This is a genomic window from Dethiothermospora halolimnae, from assembly GCF_037577855.1.
GTDB classification, from domain to species: domain Bacteria; phylum Bacillota; class Clostridia; order Tissierellales; family VENL01; genus Dethiothermospora; species Dethiothermospora halolimnae.
Genome location: NZ_JBAKFX010000063.1, coordinates 1 through 19,965, shown reverse-complemented (window position 1 = coordinate 19,965; position 19,965 = coordinate 1). Strand labels below are relative to the sequence as shown.

General features: G+C 28.9%; 28 protein-coding genes. All 28 read left to right on the top strand.

The genetic code is table 11. From position 1 onward, the window contains the following. The first annotated feature begins 148 nt into the window (after positions 1 to 148). A complete protein-coding gene (locus tag V6137_RS17855; RefSeq protein ID WP_425449332.1) occupies positions 149 to 775 on the top strand; it encodes a hypothetical protein in 627 nt (208 codons plus the stop codon). Positions 776 to 876: 101 nt separating this feature from the next. Next, the gene (locus V6137_RS17850) at positions 877 to 1,335 is read left to right on the top strand and encodes a hypothetical protein (protein WP_425449331.1); all 459 of its coding nucleotides are present in this window, start codon (positions 877 to 879) and stop codon (positions 1,333 to 1,335) included. 415 nt (positions 1,336 to 1,750) lie between these two features. Further along, positions 1,751 to 2,677 (top strand): transposase, encoded by a 927-nt coding sequence (locus tag V6137_RS17845; protein WP_425449330.1) that lies wholly within the window; start codon positions 1,751 to 1,753, stop codon positions 2,675 to 2,677. A gap of 177 nt (positions 2,678 to 2,854) precedes the next feature. Next, positions 2,855 to 3,370: a cob(I)yrinic acid a,c-diamide adenosyltransferase gene (cobO, locus tag V6137_RS17840; RefSeq protein ID WP_425449329.1), complete on the top strand. Its 516-nt coding sequence runs from the start codon at positions 2,855 to 2,857 to the stop codon at positions 3,368 to 3,370. Positions 3,371 to 3,607: 237 nt separating this feature from the next. After that, positions 3,608 to 4,333, top strand: a complete 726-nt coding sequence (locus V6137_RS17835; protein WP_425449328.1) for a nucleotidyltransferase domain-containing protein — start codon at positions 3,608 to 3,610, stop codon at positions 4,331 to 4,333. A gap of 2 nt (positions 4,334 to 4,335) precedes the next feature. Next, positions 4,336 to 4,959, top strand: a complete 624-nt coding sequence (locus tag V6137_RS17830) for a hypothetical protein (protein ID WP_425449327.1) — start codon at positions 4,336 to 4,338, stop codon at positions 4,957 to 4,959. 54 nt (positions 4,960 to 5,013) lie between these two features. Next, a complete protein-coding gene (locus V6137_RS17825) occupies positions 5,014 to 5,205 on the top strand; it encodes a class I SAM-dependent methyltransferase (RefSeq protein ID WP_425449326.1) in 192 nt (63 codons plus the stop codon). A 106-nt stretch (positions 5,206 to 5,311) separates the two neighbouring features. Further along, positions 5,312 to 5,536 (top strand): hypothetical protein, encoded by a 225-nt coding sequence (locus tag V6137_RS17820; protein ID WP_425449325.1) that lies wholly within the window; start codon positions 5,312 to 5,314, stop codon positions 5,534 to 5,536. A 127-nt stretch (positions 5,537 to 5,663) separates the two neighbouring features. Beyond that, the gene (locus V6137_RS17815) at positions 5,664 to 6,224 is read left to right on the top strand and encodes a hypothetical protein (RefSeq protein WP_425449324.1); all 561 of its coding nucleotides are present in this window, start codon (positions 5,664 to 5,666) and stop codon (positions 6,222 to 6,224) included. A gap of 118 nt (positions 6,225 to 6,342) precedes the next feature. Further along, entirely contained in the window at positions 6,343 to 6,720 is a 378-nt protein-coding gene (locus tag V6137_RS17810) for a CPBP family intramembrane glutamic endopeptidase (protein WP_425449333.1), read from the top strand. A 168-nt stretch (positions 6,721 to 6,888) separates the two neighbouring features. Next, positions 6,889 to 7,440, top strand: coding sequence for a GNAT family N-acetyltransferase (locus V6137_RS17805; RefSeq protein ID WP_425449323.1), 552 nt, complete (start codon positions 6,889 to 6,891; stop codon positions 7,438 to 7,440). 400 nt (positions 7,441 to 7,840) lie between these two features. Next, entirely contained in the window at positions 7,841 to 9,061 is a 1,221-nt protein-coding gene (locus V6137_RS17800) for an MFS transporter (protein ID WP_425449322.1), read from the top strand. A 315-nt stretch (positions 9,062 to 9,376) separates the two neighbouring features. Then, a complete protein-coding gene (locus tag V6137_RS17795; protein ID WP_425449321.1) occupies positions 9,377 to 9,970 on the top strand; it encodes a hypothetical protein in 594 nt (197 codons plus the stop codon). Between the two features lie 52 nt (positions 9,971 to 10,022). Then, the gene (locus V6137_RS17790; protein ID WP_425449320.1) at positions 10,023 to 10,982 is read left to right on the top strand and encodes a phosphotransferase; all 960 of its coding nucleotides are present in this window, start codon (positions 10,023 to 10,025) and stop codon (positions 10,980 to 10,982) included. A 155-nt stretch (positions 10,983 to 11,137) separates the two neighbouring features. Further along, on the top strand, positions 11,138 to 11,587 hold the full coding sequence (locus V6137_RS17785; RefSeq protein ID WP_425449319.1) for a hypothetical protein: 450 nt from the start codon (positions 11,138 to 11,140) through the stop codon (positions 11,585 to 11,587). 37 nt (positions 11,588 to 11,624) lie between these two features. Next, the gene (locus V6137_RS17780; protein ID WP_425449318.1) at positions 11,625 to 12,047 is read left to right on the top strand and encodes a hypothetical protein; all 423 of its coding nucleotides are present in this window, start codon (positions 11,625 to 11,627) and stop codon (positions 12,045 to 12,047) included. 19 nt (positions 12,048 to 12,066) lie between these two features. Further along, positions 12,067 to 12,255 carry a hypothetical protein gene (locus V6137_RS17775; protein WP_425449317.1) on the top strand — a complete coding sequence of 63 codons (189 nt, stop codon included), beginning with the start codon at positions 12,067 to 12,069 and terminating at the stop codon, positions 12,253 to 12,255. Between the two features lie 52 nt (positions 12,256 to 12,307). Continuing rightward, positions 12,308 to 13,075, top strand: coding sequence for an HAD-IIA family hydrolase (locus V6137_RS17770; protein ID WP_425449316.1), 768 nt, complete (start codon positions 12,308 to 12,310; stop codon positions 13,073 to 13,075). Between the two features lie 267 nt (positions 13,076 to 13,342). After that, a complete protein-coding gene (locus V6137_RS17765; protein WP_425449315.1) occupies positions 13,343 to 13,477 on the top strand; it encodes a hypothetical protein in 135 nt (44 codons plus the stop codon). 411 nt (positions 13,478 to 13,888) lie between these two features. After that, positions 13,889 to 14,440 (top strand): DUF6144 family protein, encoded by a 552-nt coding sequence (locus tag V6137_RS17760; protein ID WP_425449314.1) that lies wholly within the window; start codon positions 13,889 to 13,891, stop codon positions 14,438 to 14,440. A gap of 57 nt (positions 14,441 to 14,497) precedes the next feature. Beyond that, the gene (locus V6137_RS17755; protein ID WP_425449313.1) at positions 14,498 to 15,406 is read left to right on the top strand and encodes a hypothetical protein; all 909 of its coding nucleotides are present in this window, start codon (positions 14,498 to 14,500) and stop codon (positions 15,404 to 15,406) included. A 234-nt stretch (positions 15,407 to 15,640) separates the two neighbouring features. Then, the gene (locus V6137_RS17750; RefSeq protein WP_425449312.1) at positions 15,641 to 16,237 is read left to right on the top strand and encodes a DEAD/DEAH box helicase family protein; all 597 of its coding nucleotides are present in this window, start codon (positions 15,641 to 15,643) and stop codon (positions 16,235 to 16,237) included. Positions 16,238 to 16,277: 40 nt separating this feature from the next. Continuing rightward, positions 16,278 to 16,757 (top strand): NUDIX hydrolase, encoded by a 480-nt coding sequence (locus V6137_RS17745; protein ID WP_425449311.1) that lies wholly within the window; start codon positions 16,278 to 16,280, stop codon positions 16,755 to 16,757. Further along, positions 16,747 to 17,223, top strand: coding sequence for an NUDIX domain-containing protein (locus V6137_RS17740; protein ID WP_425449310.1), 477 nt, complete (start codon positions 16,747 to 16,749; stop codon positions 17,221 to 17,223). Before V6137_RS17745 ends, V6137_RS17740 begins: the two co-directional genes overlap by 11 nt. 229 nt (positions 17,224 to 17,452) lie before the next feature. Beyond that, entirely contained in the window at positions 17,453 to 18,160 is a 708-nt protein-coding gene (locus V6137_RS17735) for a GH25 family lysozyme (RefSeq protein ID WP_425449309.1), read from the top strand. A 101-nt stretch (positions 18,161 to 18,261) separates the two neighbouring features. Beyond that, complete coding sequence (locus V6137_RS17730) at positions 18,262 to 18,768, top strand: hypothetical protein (RefSeq protein WP_425449308.1); 507 nt, start codon at positions 18,262 to 18,264, stop codon at positions 18,766 to 18,768. A gap of 11 nt (positions 18,769 to 18,779) precedes the next feature. Beyond that, positions 18,780 to 19,361 (top strand): GNAT family N-acetyltransferase, encoded by a 582-nt coding sequence (locus V6137_RS17725; RefSeq protein WP_425449307.1) that lies wholly within the window; start codon positions 18,780 to 18,782, stop codon positions 19,359 to 19,361. Between the two features lie 76 nt (positions 19,362 to 19,437). Beyond that, positions 19,438 to 19,869, top strand: coding sequence for a non-canonical purine NTP pyrophosphatase (locus tag V6137_RS17720; protein WP_425449306.1), 432 nt, complete (start codon positions 19,438 to 19,440; stop codon positions 19,867 to 19,869). The last annotated feature ends 96 nt before the right edge of the window (positions 19,870 to 19,965 follow it).

Genomic DNA, 19,965 nt, shown 5'->3' with positions numbered 1-19,965 from the left:
TTGGTCTTAATTTTATCTTGTCAATAAAATTGTACCCTATTTTTGGGGGTGGCAAGTATTTTATATATAAATTTGTAAAAATAAAGGTTTTGTCAAGGTTTTTTGATGAAACTTTTGACAAAACCTTGAGATAATAGGGAGGTATTTTATGATTAAAGAGATAATAACATTAATGTTTGCTTCTTATTTGATAGTTATTCCACATATTAATAAATATGAATACAAGATAAAAAATGATTCTAAATATGCTTATCTAGGAAGTAGCAGTATGAATTTTGTATTGAATAAAGAAGTTAATAATGTGGTTGATAAAGAGGAAAAGAAAAATACATATAAACTAAATAAGGTATCAGACAATGAATACTATATAACTTTATATGATGAATCAGGCAATAAATATCATGATATGTTTTCTCCAGTAGAACCAGTGTTAAGGGAGCTTGACACTGATACTTTAGAGATAAATATATCAGTAGGTAGCCCAGCACGTTATACAACATTTGTGGATTTAAATAATAAGATAATATCAAAATCTTATTTTAACTACTTAGCATTTGACGATGGGAAAGTTGTATACTATGAAAATGGAAGCTTAATAATAGCAGATGCCTTTGAAGAGGAACTGATATATAAAGTTATTACAAAAAACTTTTCACCGGCCGCTACAAGTCCTATAATAAAGGTGAAATTTATAGATGCAAATATGATTTATTTTGAATATTTTGAAGGTCAAGAATATATTGAAAAAACAGAAACTGTTAATTTATTGGATTAATAAAATTATAGGGAATTTTATAATGGAGTAATTAAAACTAATGGGAATTAGGTAACTATAGTTGGTGGACAAGATCATATGCTAATTTGTTAATATGTGAGGTGTTAAAGATAAAAAGTAATACAAAAAAACACAAGGAAATTATAATTATATTAGTTTGTATTGTTGCGATACCATTATTTTTCATTTTTAAAAGCTCAAAAGAGGATAAGATTGTAAAACTGGTTGATGACAATCAGGAGTTTTTGAACAAGTGTGTGGAAAATAATATGTATAATAAAATCTATGAGATTGAAGAAGTTAAGGATATAACACCATATTATTTAAAAGATGGAGAAATATATATTGACTTCTATTGTTATGGATTTGGGATTGTCCCAAGTTCAATATATTATGGATTTTATTATGTAAGCAAGAACCAACCATTAGGGTTTCAAGCAGCCCCTATTAAACTAGAAGCGGATGGTGAGGGCTGGAAATGGGAAGAAGATAATGGTGACAATTGGTATTACACAATGAAAATTGTAGACCATTGGTACTATTATGAAGCTGCCTTTTAGTGTAGTTAAAAAATTATAGTAGTAGAATCATAAAGAAACTCAAGACCCATACTTGGGGAGTAGGTCTTTTGGATTTAGAGGTTGAGATGATAATATTATTAATTTTGTTAAAAATTTATAAAACATTATAAATAGTAAAGAAAACATAATATAGTAAAGGAAAAAGATAAATTGAATAAAGGAAGAAAGAAAAGCTTTTGCATATAAATATCTTATGATTTTTACCATTTTTACTTTACTTTTATATAAATTTTAATGGATAATTAAACCGAAGATGAAAGGTTAGATTAAGGGCTCATATACTCATAGCCATAAACATGGAATTAAGCTAAGGGACAGTTCATTATAAAGTATTAAAGTATATAAACTAAATTAATGTCAATAATATCACTTATAAAATATAAGAAGTGATATTATGCCCCAAACTTCCCGTAAAAAAAGTTGTGATTCCATATATCATATTATGGTTAAAAGTGTGGGAGATTCAAAGTTATCTAAAAAAGATCATGATAAGGAAATGTGCTTAGGTATAATAAGAAAATACCAAAATATATTTGACTTTAAGGTATATGCCTATTATTTAATGGATAATCGTGCCCATTTTATGATAGATTCTAATGGAGCTGATGTATCGAAGTTTATGCAAAGAATAAATCAGTCTTATGCTCAGAGATATAATATAAGGTATAAGAGAAAGGGACACTTATTTGCTGATAGATTTAGAAGTGAAATCATATCAGAGGAAAAGTATCTTAAGGTGTGTTTTGGATATATACATAATAATTGTAAAGATATACCGGGGTGGAGTGGTAAGGAAGAGGAATATCCCTATTCCAGTTTTGGAATTTATATGGGACTGGTTGAAAATAGATATTGTGTACTAGATATGAGTTTTATGCTGGGAATTTTCAGTAAAGATTCTAAAAAGGCACAGAAAAGATGTAGAGAATTTATGGGAGAATATATTCAAAATAGCAATGATGAAAAGACTAAAAGGCATATTGAATTTAAGGATCAAAAAACTGACTATAGAAGTGAAAGGCATATTATAATAAGGGATTATAATCCAGAGTATGTTGAGAAATTTGTATGTAAATATATAGGTATTGATAGAAGAGTATTAATGGAAAGGTATAAAAGAGATGGAACTGAAGGAAAAGCTATATTTATATTACTTCTAAATAGATACTGCGATGTTAAGACTAAAGACATATGCGGAATAATAGGTAATATAAGTCAGTCTAGAGTTTCTACTTTATGTAGTATGGGGTCTAAAATAATAGATACAAAAATTGAATATAAAGGATTGATTGAAGAGTTCATCAATTTAAATGTTGCATAAGATAAAATCTAAATTTTAGAAAAATCACATATAATATAATTATTACTCAAACATATTGGACAAGCTATGAAAGTTAATTAAAAAGATGAGCTATATTATATAAAACAAATATATATTTTAAAATAATTAAATAGGGACAAACTTTGAAAATGAACTGTCCCTACAGGAGGGGTTTTGGTGGAGAAAGGATATATTCATATATATACGGGAAATGGTAAAGGTAAAACTACTGCAGCATTGGGGCTATCAATGAGGGCAGTATGTGCTGGCAAGAAGGTTTATTTTGGACAATTTATTAAGGGGATGGAGTATAATGAAACTAAGGCTATAGAGTACTTACCAAACTTTGAAATACATCAGTTTGGAAAGGACTGTTTTATTTATAATGATCCTACTGATAAAGACATCAAGAGGGCTAAGGAAGGGCTTGAAATATGTAAGGAAGTATTATCAAGCGGGGAATATGATGTAGTAGTTTTGGATGAACTTAATATAGCTTTATATTATAAATTGTTTTTTGTAGATGATGTACTTGATATATTAAAGAATAAATCACCTAAAGTGGAGGTAATAATAACAGGACGTTATGCTCCTAAAGAACTGATAGAATTTGCGGATTTGGTAACAGAAATGAAGGAAATCAAACATTATTATCAAAAAGGGATAATAGCAAGGGAAGGAATAGAGAGATAGCTAAATAAGTAGGGGCATCCCCTGAGATAGATGATGAATTAAAAGATTTAGTTTCAAAAGTAAAGAAAATCGAGGCTATAAAAAAATGTATTTGATGCACAAATTAAATGTGATAAAAGGTTAAAGATATATAATGATACAGGGTTTGAATAGAAAATTCCTAAGTAAATATTTACTTAGGAATTCTACATAGATATTTAAAGGTTAAAAAATCTTAAAAGATAAGGGGATGACACAATGAACTACATACAAATTGCTAATAAAATCTATAAAGAAAGATATAGTGATGCAGAATTTTTAATGCTAGCGGGATCAATAATTAGAGGAGAAGGTACAGAAACATCGGATTTAGATATAGTTGTAATATATGAAAAAGTAGATAAAGCTTTTCGTGAGTCATTTATATATGAGGGAACTATGGTAGAGGTATTTGCCCATGATATGTCAACTCTAAAATATTTTATATATAATCTTGATTACAATGAAGGAAGGCCAGTGATGGCAACAATGATAAATGAGGGTATGGTTATACCATCAGAAACTAAACTATCTAATGAGTTAAAAACACTGGCTAGGGAGCATATAAAAAAGGGTCCTAAGATAACCAATCCCGAGAAGATAGATAGTATGAGATATAATATAACTAATCTACTTGATGATTTAAAGGATAGTAGAAATCGTCATGAGCAGATGGCTATAGCAGTTAGATTATATGAAGACTTAGCGGAACTATATTTTAGAACAAAAGGATATTGGAGGGGAAAGGGAAAATCAATTGTACGTATTATGAAAAAATATAATCCAGATTTTGCTCTAAGATATAATGAAAGTTTTGATCTTTTGTTTAAAAAAGAGGACTCTTCCAAGGTTATGGAATTAGGGGAAGAACTACTAAACTTTGTAGGAGGATATTTATTTGAAGGATATAAATTAGAAGGTAATAAAGAGTGGAGGATAGATTGATAATGGAAGAAAAATATTTTAAAGATGTATCAGAAGAAGAAACCTATTCTAAAATCTATGATGAAGGACCAAAAAATCTATGGAAACAAGGCAGAGGCACATTTATTACTGGTTTTATTTGTGTACTTATTGCTGTAGGTATATTGGCTGGACATATATATTTTGATGGTGATGAGCCCGTAGCAGCAATATTTCTTACTGTTTTAGTTGGTGGGTTTGGGTTAGCATGTATTTTTAATGGAATAAAAAAGATAAAAAAGGCCAGTGATATTGAAAAATCAGATTCAGAGATTTATAAAGCTTATGATAAATTAAATCAATTTAAGACAATGAAAATAACTGAAGAAGAGTTAGATAGTTATATTGATGATTCATTTGCCGAATATTTTTATGAAAACCCTGTAACTATAGATAAGTCAGAAGTAAGGAGTATATTATTAAATGTAAAGGATAAGACATTAACTGATATAAATCTATTTAAATGGGTGGATTATATATGGTTTTGTGAGTTTTATATATTCTCTGAAGAGGTTAATAGTGTATTAAAGGAACTGGAAGAGATTTATCAGAGTCAACAAGACTTAGATGAAAAAGAAATTGAATATTTTATTAATAAGTTACAATAAGATTTTATTAAAGGGACAGTTCATTAGAATTACTAGAAAAGGAGATTATACAATATGGATTTATTTTTTGAGATACATAATGATATACCAAGGGAAGGTCCAGGAGATAATGATTCAACAAGACAGGCTATATCTATGTTAAAAGATATACCTAACAATCCAACTGTACTTGATATAGGATGTGGTCCTGAAATGCAAACCATTGAGATTGCTAAAAATCTAAATGGAAAGATAACTGGAATTTGAAGAAAATACTTTTGACACCATATGGAGTGAAGGGGCAATCTATATTATTGGTTTTGAAAAAGGGATAAAAGAGTGGAAAAAGTATATTAAAACTGGTGGTTATTTAGTGGTATCAGAGCTTTCATGGCTAAGAGAAAATAGACCGAGGGAGATGGAAGAGTTTTGGGGATCTAACTATCCCAGCATGAAAGGTATAGGAGATAATATAAAAATTATTGAAAAGTCAGGTTACCTACCTGCTGGTCATTTTATTATACCTGAAAAAGGGTGGTGGCAAGATTATTACAATCCATTGATGAAAAGAATAAATGAACTACGCAAAAAGTATTAAAAAGGTTATATATAAATAAAGAAGAAATTAGTAAAATGCTTATCAATTACATAACGATATGATAGCCTACAGTTTTCATTTATCACAAGATAAAAATAGCAGGAAGGATTAAGGAGGACTATAAATTATGAAAAAAATCATAGTTGCTTTTTTAATGTGTATTCTGATTATATCAGGATGTACACCTAAAGATGATACATCGGATATAGAAAATAATAATGAAGTAAATAAATTGAAGGAAAAAGTTAAAGCATTGGAATCTGAGCTAGAGAAAAAGGAGGCCTATATTGAAAGTATAAAAGAACAAGAAGATCTATTTCCAGTATTAAGTAATAAAGCTTTAACCTTTGTAAGAGGACAAACCGAGGGCAATATTCACAAGTTAAAAGAAGTTATATCTGATAACATCTCGATAGTAGAAGAAAAAGGGAAAATTTATGGAGTATACGAAGCTTATGGACAGAAAATAAAATATCTATTATATGATGAAAATAGCAAAAGAAAGTATAAGGATATGGTTATTCAGGGATATGGATATTTAGAAGGGGAAGATAGTTACATAATACATATAAGAGAATTTTATGTTGATGAGAATGATAAACCTGTTAGTCCACCAACGTTTTTAAATTTATATTTTGTCCAAGTTGATGGTAATTGGAAAATAGAAGAGTTTGGATTTGATGTGTAGAAAGGTTAAGTAAATGATAACATACAAAGAAATAGATAAGACATATTTTAAAGCATATGATAAAATCCTATGATTATTCATGTTAAAAGCATTTATAAACTGGAGAAAAGAGATGTAAATCCTTCATATTCTAATAGCCAAAGGAATCAAACTAAAGAAAAAAGAAATAAACAAAGGATTAATTTATACCAGTTTATTAATCTATTTATTAGAGTTACCGTCTGAGGAATTTGTATATAGAGGAATTGTTTTTATTTCACTTATAAAATTATTTAATCCTGTTGTAGCTATTGTATTAACATCATTACTATTTTTAGCAATTCATATAAAAACATGGGATAAAAAGTTCGTTTGGATAGGGTCATTAGTTTTGGCTTTAATATGTGCTACGTCTGTTTATCTTACAAAGAGTATTTGGACGGCAATTATAATACATAATTTAAATGATTTCGGTTTTTTAACCTTAGTCAATAGTAGGAATATATTTAATAGGTAATATACATTGATCATTGTTTTTTTAAAAGAAACTGTGTTGATAGTGTTTCTTGTTATATGTTTCTCATTCAAATATTTTCTAAGATAGATATTTACAGTGATAGCAAATTTGAAGTTTTTAGAGGCATTGATAAATGTATTGATATTAAAGTAAAGGGGATAGGATAATATGATAAATCATAAAGGAACTCAGAGTATTAAAACAGAGAGGTTATTATTAAGAAAAATTTCTCCTGATGATGTAGAAATGGTATATAAATGGATGAGTGACCCTGAAGTTTGTAAGTACGAGCGTTGGTCACCTCATCAAAGCGTTGATTTTACTCGGGGGTATATTATAGAGGTGTTTGATGGATATAAGTCTGACTATACATACCAATGGGGAATACAATTAGGTGAAGAACTGATTGGTTCTGTAAGCATTGTTAATGTAAATGACTATGACCGAAAAGCCACTTTGGGGTATTGTCTTGCAAAAAGGTATTGGTCTAAAGGTTATACTACAGAAGCTGTAAAAGCCGTCATAGATTATATATTTTTTGAAATAGGACTTAATAGAATTGAAGCCACACATTCTGTAAATAATATAGCTTCCGGCAGAGTCTTAGAAAAAGTGGGAATGATTTTAGAGGGCCAAGCAAAGGATTATTATTTCTGTAACTCCGGCTTTCAGGATAGTAATATTTATGGAATTACAAGAAAGGCCTATAAAAGAAAGTAGTAGTGATGTATTGCAGTAGGTGTAGGTGGAAAGAACGAGGGTAAAAATTATATTGTATATAAACATAAAATAATATATAATTAATATTATAAAAGGAAAAGGAGAGAAACAATGGGTATTATAGCTAGTTCTAGTGTGTTAAGCTATTTACATATAGTATGTCCTATTTCACATGGTTTTAGACCCGACGGGATAAGTGGGTCTAAAATTTGATATTATGTAAACTACTCATTGGTTATTTTATAATCAGTTTTTAAAGTATACATTTTGTAGTTAATAATATAAATTTTAGATATAAAATCCCTAAGTAAATATTTACTTAGGGATTTTTATGTTCATTTTGGATGGAGGGAATTATTTTTTAGAGAAATTATATAAAGAAAATATAGGAGGAACTATTATGGAGTATATAAATAAATTAAAACAAAATGTATGGAAAAATTATATTTTTATATTTTTATCAAATATAGATTTAACCCATGGAACATGGATGGTGTATTTGGCTATTAAGGGGATGTCATTATTTCAATTGGGAATAGTGGAAGGAATATTTCATATAACATCTTTTCTTATGGAGGTGCCAACTGGGGCAGTGGCAGACATTTGGGGAAGAAAAGTAAGCCGTATATTGGGAAGAATATCTTCATTGATATCTATAATAATATTGCTATTTTCTAGTAATTTTTATTTATTTGCATTGGCATTTGTATTTTCAGCCATATCCTATAACTTGGAATCAGGAGCAGGAGAAGCTTTAGTATATGATTCTTTAAAGGAATTAAATAGAGATGGTACTTATATGAAAGTAGTTGGAATTCAAGAGATAGCAATGCAAGGAGGTAAGGTGATAGGCTTTTTGCTGGGTGGTTATTTAGCAAGCAAAAGTTATATATATGCTTATACAGTGGCGGCCATATTTGCTACAGTTACAGTTATACAGTGTTTCAGTTTTACTGAACCTAAAATGGAAGTAGGACATGAGGAGTCGAGAAATGTATTTTCTGTTATTAAAAAGCAAGTTATTGGAAGTTTAGATGTTTTAAAAAACAATAAAAAAATAGGCTTTTTAATAGTCTTTTCTCAAGTTATATTTACATTTGGAACCAGTCTATTCTTCTACTTTCAAAATTATCTAGAAGGTAGTGGATATACTCAAAGTAAAATAGGGATAGTACTAGCCGTATCATCATTAATTGGAGCAGTAGTAGCATCTCAAGCATACAAGATAGAGAAAAAAATAAAGGAAAAAGGTATATTAATGGTTATGCCAATAATAAGTGCCATATGTCTTTGGGGAGTGGCGTTAACAGAATATCACTTCGTGTTCTTCGTTATTTTCTCTGGAGTAGACGGTATAATATATGTTGCAATGACTGATTATATAAACAAGTTAATTCCAAGTGACAGAAGGGCAACTATTTTATCATTTGCAAGTATGGTCTTTAGCTTATTTATGATCATTATCTTTCCTTTAATAGGAAAGATAGGGGATGTATTTTCATTAAAAACAGCCTTTATTGCATTGGCAATTCTTGCATCGGTTTTAGTTGTTATAAATATATATGTGTTGACCACGGGAAAGGAAGTTAAAGAACAAAAAAGTAGAAGTGGTAACAGTTAGTATAAAAGGATAGGTTGAATGAAATGTGACAAATGGTCTCTTATAATAAGGGGCCATTGGTTATGCATAAAACTGGATTATAATAAGAAAATAGTAAGTAAATAAAATGGTTTAACTATCACTTTTAAAGGAAGAGCTATTAGTACATAAAAATTAAAAATTTAACTTAGATGGTATTAAAAGTTTATTATATAATGCTTAGAGCCTCTAGACACATATTACACACATTACATAATATGGTATAATTAAAAGGATGAAAAAAACAAAAATAAAATTTTAGGGGGAGGTTTTAATATTGCTAACGTGGCTTTTTATATGGGAATTATAGGGGTTATTATTTTTATTACTATAGTTGCAACATTTCAGAAGTTATTAAGAAAAAATGAAAGTGGATTTCTTCACTTACTTATGTGTTTTATGTTTATATGTTGGCTACCAATACCTTTTGTGATTTATTTAAAAATGAAAGCATATAGTTTCTTATTTATAGGAGCATTATTTGGGACGTTATCTTTAATTCTTTATATTATAACTATGATATTTCAAGCTAGTCATTTATCATATTCTGCAAGAGTATCATACGAAGATAAAGAGTTGTGGAGAAAAAATGATGATTGGATGTTAAATGGTTTATTAGGGGGCCAAGTCGAATTACTTGCAGGCTTTCTAAAAGGAATATGGGTCATTATTTTAGCAGTAGCATTTTTGATAGATGGACAAATTGTATTTTCTATCGTAAGTATTATTTATAGTTTATTTACTGTTTTATATTTATTAAAATTATTAGATACTAGCTTGATTAGAGAAATAAGAATATTGAAAATAATCTCTATAAATACCTTAGTTATTAACTTAGAGACATCCAGTTGGTTTTTACTTTTAACAATATGGTTGAAGATAAAACAGTAAAAACTTTAGGACATGAGTGGGATAAATACGTCAGAATTTTTAAGGAGGATATATGTCAGATAGTTTAATTACTAGTTTTATTGAAGATATTCAAAGCCATTACAACATAAAATGTTCATTTCAAAGAGAAATAACTGGTGGTTGGAAAAATAAAAAATGGAAAGCCCATAGTAGTTTTGGGGACATTGTTATTAAAGAACTTTCAGATGAAAGGTATAACATTTCCCAAATCAAAAGAGTCGAAAAGGCGTTAATGATTCAGAGTAAAATCTATGAGAATATTAAAATTGTTCCAAGAATATTTAAAGCCAATAAATCTATAATACAAGAAAAAAACAAACACAAATATATGATTATGGAATATATTGATGGAGAACACAGAAATACATTTTCGGTAAATAACCATGAGCTCTTTTTGTTAGGCAAAGCACTAGCATATATACATTCTATTGATACAAGGAATATTTACAGTAACTCTATAATTATAGACGATCACTTTGGAAACTTACACAGATATTCCAAAAGTATAGATAGCAGTAATGTAAAACATAATACTAGATTTTATGAGATTAGTAATAGAGTTGAGAAAATTATTAAAATGATACCCCAAGACTTTTTCTATAAATTAAAAACTGGATTTACTCATTCAGATTTCACAAAAGATAATATTTTATTTACAGATAGTAATGTAAAAATACTTGATTTTGATCGTGGAAGAATTGGATATCAATTACAGGATGTAGGAAGGGGAATAATGACCTTTACATATGATGGGACTTCAATAAATAAATATAAAGTAAAAGATTTTATCAAAGGATATAATACAATAATTCCAATAACAAAGGGGGAAGTATATAAATCATTGAGGTTGATTTGGGTTATTGAAGTGACTTGGTGGATTCAAGAAAGGTTTTTCGATGAAGACATAGAAGAAAAACTCAGAGACTTTCGAGAAGAAATAATATGGCTTACAAATAATTGGGAAAGTCTTGAAGATATAATAGACCTTTAAAAATTTAATGTATAATATTAAAATTATGCCGAAGTCATAAGAAGACTTGATTCTACGACTAAACCATGAGAAGGAGAAAATGAAAAAACAAAGTTTCTATTTATTACTAATTTGTATAACACTTTTTATTAGTTGTTCAAAGGAGTAAACATTTGATGATTTCTTTCATAAGAGCATGGAAGAAACGGGTAAAGAAGAAAAAGAATATTCATAAGCAATTTAATATTTCACATAAAAATGATGCCATTGCAATATTTATAGAAAATAAGAACCAGAAGGAAAATATTTTTATAGCATATTATGAAAAAGAAAATGGAAATTGGAATTGGAGAAAAACAAGAGGGACAAGATGGGAGAGTCCTATTAAGTGGTGGTCAATGAATGAAGGTCCATATATTTATTTTGAAGCAATAGATGATAATAATATTTCTGAAGTGTATGTAGGGAAAAAAGCAGCTATGATAATTAAGGTAGAAGAGAACAAAAGGTTTTGGTATGCTATTAGTGATGTAAAGGATAGCCAAGTGAAGATAATAAAAAATGATGGCACTAAGGAAATAGTAGAACAAACCGAAGGCGAGAATTGGATAAAAAAAGATTATTAAATTATTATATCACATAAAGTGAAAGGGGAGAGAATAGATGGGAAAAAAATATGGAAAGAAATCTTATATGTTTTTTATCATATGGTTGATAGGGTTTTTTATTATATTGATTACAGCAGGGCTATTTATAGAGAAGAATTTTGAACATGCTGAATTATCTACTGGTAAAATATTATTATTATTGACCCTAATTCTACTAAATATTCTGTTTTATATAATTTATAAGACTGAAAAGGTTTATTGGATAAATGGTACAAGTTATAAAGAGGCAAAGGCTGCCACAAGTAAACGACGTAAAGTATTTGCAATAAAGCATTTAAAATCTTTTTTTGTAGCCAGTTGTATTTATTTAATTTATTGTATTTTTAGTTTTGCCATAAATTCTTTAATGATTGATAGTTTAGTTTTTACAATTGTACTAATCGTTGCAGCAATCAGTACAATTAGATATAAATTGTAATTGATTGGAGGAAAGGAAAATGGAATTTATAGGTATTTGTCTTATAACAAAAGATGTAATGGCTTTAACTGAGTTTTATTGTAAAATTTTTAATGTTGGATTTGAAGGAGACTCTACACATACAGATATTAAAAATAGGGGAAGTAGATCTTTTTGGTTTAGAGATCCAGATGGCAATATTGTTAATTTTGTAAGTGTGATAAAGTAGCTAATTGGGTGCCAACTTATTGGCTAGATGAATTAAATAGGAGGAAGATAATATGGATTTTAAACCAAAAGGATTTCTTATTGATTTAGATGGGACTGTTTACTTAAAAGAGAAAGAGATTGAGGGATCATTTAAGTTTATAAAGAAACTTCAGGAAAGCAATATTCCCCATAGATTTTTAACTAATACAACTGGTAGAACAATCAAAGAAATAAAAGAAAATCTATTAAAGATGGGGATGGATACTAAGGAAGAAAATATTCTTAACCCAATAGTTATTGCAGATTATTACTTAAAGGAAAATAATATAAAGTTTTTTTGTTTTGCTGGGGAAAAGAAAATAGGAGAACAGTTAAAATCTTCGTTACAAACAGATACTAATCCCGAAGTAGTTATCTTAGGTGATATTCAAAAGTGCTGTAGTTATGAAGAGTTAAATAAGATTTACGGTTACTTAATGAATGGTTCAAAATTAATTAGTACAAGCTATTCGGAATTTTATATTTCTAAAGATGGAAGAAAAATAGATACGGGGGCCTTTGCTAAATTATTTGAAAATCTTACAGATGAAAAAGCCGTAATTATTGGTAAACCATCTAATATGTTTTATCAAATGGCTTTAAATAGTTTAGGATTTTCTAAAGATGAAGTTATTGCTGTTGGGGATGATATAAAAACAGATATAAAGGGGGCAAAGGCACAGGGAATTTATTCTGTATTAGTGAAGACTGGAAAGTATGATCCAGATAGTTTAAGTAAAGCAGAAATAAAGCCGGATAAAATTTTAGATAGGTTAGAAGATTTAATTTATTTTTTGTAGGGTTAATTTAAAGGGGATCAAGAAATACACAAATTATACTGAACGATTTTCAGCCATTTAGGAAAATGAGGACCCCAGTTGGACAAATGAGAAACTGCCTGGTGAAATCACTGTATATGGGGTTAAATAAAGACGTTAAAAAAACAGCTAAAATTTGGCAAAATAAGTGAAGGAGCTAAAGATATGGAAAAATTAACATTTCAAAATTCTAGAGATTTATCTTTGGTAGGGAATTTGTATATTTGAGGCTCAAACAGTATTGTTATCATGGCCCATGGTTTTACTAACAATAAATCTTCCCAAGGGAGATTCGATAGAATCGCTGAAACTTTAAAGAAACAGGGTTTTGATGTATTTGCTTTTGACTTTAGTGGTGCGGTGAAAGTAATCCAGATGTTCTAAGTGCTGCCAATGAGGTAGATGACTTAAATTCAGCAATTGAATTTATAAAATCAAGGGGATATGAGAGCATTGCACTATTTGGAAATAGCCTTGGTTCATTAATATGTATAAGATGTTTTAGGCCAGAGATTAAAACTATGGTTTTGATGGGTGCATTGACCCACAGTATGAAATACCATTGGAATGAGGAATTTACACAGGAACAAATGATGGAGTTAGGCAGAGAAGGTTTTATAACTCTTAATAGCTCAGAGCTAGGCATCCGTCGGGTAGGACATCAGATGTTGCTGTGATTTACGAAGCAAAACATGTCTGTAGAGAACATTTAGATCAAGTTATCGAGTTAACTACTAAATGGTACTTGAAAAATTTGGGGCAATAGGGAAGTGTTGTTTAAAAGGGGGAGTTTTTGTGGAGCGGTATCCAATGATCTATATAAATAAAATGGCAAGAGCAATGGACCGAGTAGTTGGAAAAGAACTTAGAACCGAAATTTTGACTGATTGCGAAGATTTGAAATCAAAAGATAAAAAAGAAAAACGAGGAGAAGCTATGAGGGTTGTAATGAATAAAATGGGAGATTTGTTATCAAAGGAAGAAATTATAAGAATAAGGGAAGAGTGTGCATGTAAACCAAAGAAGTTTGTATCTATGGTTAATACGATAAAAAAAGATACAGATGATTATACTAAAAGGCTTGACAAACTGCAAAACACAGGTTTTGCAGGGGTTATAACTAAAAATGTTGACAATATGCTAAGAGTAGAATTTAAGACTAGCAAGTGTTTCTGTGGTATGGTAGGAAAAAGTAAATCCAATATACCGCGTTTATGGTGTCATTGTTGTAAAGAGCATGTTAGGTGGTTATATGAAAAAGTATTAGAGAAAGAAATAGATGCCAAGTTAGTATCTGCAGTTATTGCGGGTGATGAAGACTGTGTATTTGAGTTGAATGTGAAATAAAAATTAAGAAAAAGACAAGTTTTTATAATGAACTGTCCCTAGGAAGAGGTGGAAATTATGAAAAATAAAATTGTAAAGTTAACTAGTATTTTGATAGTCATCACTTATTTAACTTCTTGTACTAATAAAAGTATGATTTCACAATCTAATAAAGTATTAGATGAAGATAATGAGATGGATGACACAATAGCTATTGATATTGATGATGAGGAGGAGAGTAATAACTCTGGCATACAGAAAAGTGAAAACATAAATAAAAATAGTGAAGATAAACAGGAAAAGATTGATGATATAAAAGGAACTGAATACAAAGTTATGGATGGTACATATATTGAGGAAGTTGATAATAGGAATATAAACATAAAGTTTCCTCAAATAACAGGACTAGTTGATGAGGATAATGAAAAAGAAATAAATTCTTTATTGAAGGCGGAAGCCCTTAAAGTTCTTAGCTACTATGAAGACGATTATTCTAAAGAACAACATTTAAACTTAGATATAAAATACAGTATTTCTTTAAGTAATAAATACATTTTAAGTGTTCAGTATTTTGGATTAGGAGAGCTTGAAAAGGCACCTCGTCCCCATAAACTATTTTATACAACCAATATAGACATAAATCTTGGGAAAAAGTTAAGACTGGTTGAGCTTTTAAATCTTGATAAAGAATTAGCAAATATGCTTTTTAATGCAGAGTTTACACCAATAGCAGCACCAGAGGAGACATATGTATTAAAGGAAGACAATACATATGAAGAAGTTAAAGCAAGTTTTATTAGTGCCGATAATGTAGACAAAACTAATTCTGTATTTACTTTCTTTACAGATGAATCTTTTGTTATTTCAGTTCCTGCTTTAGATGCACTTGGTGGGAGTGCAGAGCTTAAAATAAAATATCAAGACTTAACTAAATACTTAAGTGATGTTAACAATGAAATAAAGGAATTTGTAACCTCTTATAAATAGTAAGGGGTTATTTTTATGTTTAAAATTCAATTATAATAATGATTTAACTTACGGTTTAGATTAAGAAGCTAGAATTAATTAAGTTATATCCATGCATTGAAAATGGATTTATATAAGATTAAAAGTTGATCAGATAAAACTTCAACATATAAATAGACATGATAAATATAACATAATATGGTACAATTAAATGAAGAAAAAACATATGTAATAGTTACTTTGGAGGTCTGTAAAATGATAATATGGATTAATGGTTCTTTTGGGAGTGGAAAAACAAATACAGCATATGAACTCAGTAGGTGTATACCAAATTCATATGTATATGATCCAGAAGAAGTAGGCTTTTTTATACGAGATAATATACCACCCCAATTAAAATTAGATGATTTTCAAGACTATCCAATGTGGCGAGAGTTTAACTATAAAATGTTAGAATATTTTTATAATGAGTATCAGGGTAATATCATTGTTCCTATGACGATTACAGATGATAAGTATTTTAATGAAATAATAGAGAAATTAAGATATAAAAATATTGATATTAAGCATTTTACATTGCTAGCAAGTAAAGAAACATTATTAAAAAGATTAAAAAAAAGAGGTGATGGTAAGAATTCATGGGCAGCAGAACAAATAGATAGATGCATAAACAAGCTAAGTGCTGAATTATTTGGAGAACATATTAAGACTGATAATATGACTATAGGACAAGTAGTTAAGTATATAGCTAAATCATGTAATATTGAAATACTACCAGATAATCGTAATTGGTTAATTAAAAAAAGAGATAGTATAAGGATATGGTTTAAGGATAAAAGGATATTTACTTAAATATAAGTGACATAATTTTATATACTTGGAGGTAAAAAAGATGAATATAGACTGTGGATTTACAAAGGAAAATGGTTGGTTTAGATATAGGGCAGCTGCAATTATTATTGAGGATGATTGTGTATTATTTGCTAAAAATGAAATAGATGACTACTATTATTCAATAGGTGGTGGAGTACATATCGGTGAAAAGGCTGAAGATGCTGTTAGAAGGGAGGTACTTGAAGAAACTGGCATACCATATGAGATTGAAAGGTTGGCTTTTACTCATGAAAACTTCTTTAATGGCTCAGGTAGCTTAGATGGATATAAATGTCATGAGATAGCTTTTTATTTTTTGATGAAATCTAGGGGAACAAAGAAACTTAATAGTAACAGTTATTCCGCTGGTACTAGGGAGCATATGCATTGGCTTCCAATTAATCAGTTAGAAAATTATAAGGCATTTCCAGCTTTCTTTAAAGATAAAATTAAAAGTATTGAAGATAAAGTAGAGCATATTGTTACATATGAATATTAGAAAAAGTGAAGGGGGAGCATCTGTGCAAGTCTTTGGGAAAAAGATAGAAGGGAAAAATTATAAAAGTCGAGAAGGGGTTTATGGTATAGCAATTAACAAATTAAATAAAGTCGCAGTAATACAAACATCTCATGGAGATTTTTTGGCAGGTGGAGGAATAGAAAAATATGAAACTGAAGAGGAATGCTTAAAGAGAGAATTAATTGAGGAAACAGGATACAGTATAAAAATTAAACAACTTATTTGCAGAGGTATTGAATATCGGTTTAATCAAAAAATGGATAAATACTTAAAATTAATAGGGGCATTTTATCTGATTAAATTCGAAGAAGATACAGGTTTAAAAAGTGAAGATGACCATGAATTGGTATGGAAGACAATAGATGAGCTAAAAAAAACTATGTGTTTGGGCTATCAATTAAGAGCTATTGAAGAAACATTTAAGCTATTAAATATCCAAAAATAGAATATTTTGTAGGGGATTTTCAATGAAACTGGTTACAACTAGACTTGTTCGGTGTTAATCATTGAAAGGCAGCCGGAATAGTAAATTCTTTTCTATAACTATTAAGCTATGCATTATGTTGGGCAGGTGGAAATAGGAATTTTAATAAAGAAGAATTTTATATTTTTATTAACTCATGTATTGAAGATAGTGGAACTATTAATTATAACTTAAAAAGATAGGTGATAAAATGAAAAGATTAAAAATTGTTTTATTTATAGTCATAATAATAGGAATCTTAGGACTACTAGAGTATAAAGGATATATTTGGCACAATGAAATATTTACTTTGGGCTATGAAGTGAAAGGGCTTGATGTATCACATTACCAAGGGGATATTAATTGGGAAGATATAAATAAAGATAAGTATAAATTTGTCTTTATGAAAGCGACGGAAGGAACAACATTCAAAGATAATAAATTTGTATTTAATTGGAATAAGTCGAAGGAAAAGGGAATCTTAAGAGGGGCATATCATTTTTTTAGTGCAGAAAGTTCAGGGCTAGGACAAGCAGAGAACTTTATAAATACAGTTCCAAAAGAGGAATACTGTTTACCACCGGTTATTGATATTGAAATTAGCTTAGGTGAAGATAAAGAAATTATAAAAAAGGAATTATGGGATTTGATAATAAGTTTAGAAGACTATTATAATAAGAAACCAATTTTATATGTAACCTATGCTACATATGATAAATATATTAAAGGGGATTACTTAGATTATGATATTTGGATAAGAGACATAATAAAATTTCCTAAATTAAAAGATGATCGTAATTGGTTGTTTTGGCAATATTCTAATAGAGGTAGAGTTAAAGGAATTGAAACATATGTTGATATAAATGTTTTCAATGGAAATCTAGAGGAGTTTAATAAACTATTTGGGAATAACAAATAGGGATATAGAGATAGAGTAATAGTTATATCAAGTTATTTAGTAGGGATAATAGATATTTTATACACATAAACAATAAATTACATAGAGTGCTGAGGTGAACTATGAAAATTAATAAAAGCACTGTTTTAATAATGTTAGATATCATAGATAGATTTAATAATGGTGAAAATGTTAGAAGAGATTTAAGTGACCTTTTAGATCATGAAGATTATCAAGTGCAATTTGAATTTTTTCAAAATCATAAAGCAAATATCGGTTTTACAAAGAAAGAATATATTGATTTTTTTATGAATATTAGGAATATAGATCATAAAAGTATATCTTCAAAAGCGTTGAAGTATAGAATTGATGATATGATAAATATAATGGATAATGTAGAGTATTATAGAGCCGTTTATAAAAAACTCGAGAAGGTTAATAGTATAGCTATTATGGAAGCACTGAATAAATCTAAATATGGATTACCAGATGATGTAGACTTAAGGGATGTAAAGTTGATTTTTGCAATTGGTATTGGAGTAACTGGAGGATTTAGCTATAAAAACTATACATACTATGATCTAAAAGTTACTGTAGAAAATAAAACATTATCAGACAAGCTATTATAGGGGTGAGATTAATGATAATAAGAGAATATAAAGATAAAGATAATTTAGATTGGGTTAGGTGCAGGGTTCTATCTTTTTTAGATAGTGCATACTTTGATAATGTATTAAGAGAAAAAGAGAAATATAATAATCCATCAATTGAGTTAGTTGCTGAAATAGATAATAAGATAGTAGGGTTAATAGATATAGAATATGAAACAGAGAAGGGAACAGTATGCTATCATATAGATGAATTAGGGGGAGTAATATGGCATTTAGCAGTGTTACCAGAATACAGAAATCGTGGAATATCAACATTGTTACTGAATAAATCAATAGACATCTTAAAAAATAAGAAGATAAAGAAACTTCAAGCATGGACACGGGATGATAAATGGGTAAATGATTGGTACAAAAATAGAGGATTTAACTGGAGAGAATCCTATTTACATGTTTATATAGAAGGAAATGAAAGTAATGAAACTATTGAATCAAAAACTGAAAAATTGTTTATATGCAACTCTTTTGCCCATTATCTAGGGAAAGAGAAAGAAAAAATAAAAGATAAGTTTAAAAGGGTACATGAATGTAATTTATATGAATTAACATTATAAAAAAACTGAATATTTTTTTATTTTCAGCTTATGTTACCAATTGTTTTTTATATATTGGTTGAATGGAGGTGGAAAAATGAATGAGAGACAAATTGTTTTTGTAACATCTAACTTAGGAAAAGTTAAATCGGCAAAGAGATGTCTAAGGGATGTAGAGGTTATACAATATAATGCTGAGCTTATAGAGCCCAGGGGCGATGACATCAGAGAAATAGCTAAACAGAAAGTAAAGCAGGCATATAAAATTGCTAAGAAACCATGTATTGCCATGGATGCAGGATTTTTTATTGAGGAATTAAATGGATTTCCTAGAGCATATGTAAATCATACATTAGATACCATAGGAATTGAAGGGATTTTAAAACTTATGGAAGGGAAAGAAAATAGAGGTTGTGAGTTTAAAGAATGTTTAGCTTACTATGATGGAGATATTATCAATTTTTTTGAAGGAGTAACAAAACTTAAAGTATCTAAAAAAGGTAATGTAAAAAGTTCTATGAAAAACTAATGTTATGGATAATACTGGGATAAACCAGTGGAATTATACTAAGTCCACCGTAGCCGCCCTTGACAAACAGTAATCAAATGATATTTAAAATATAAC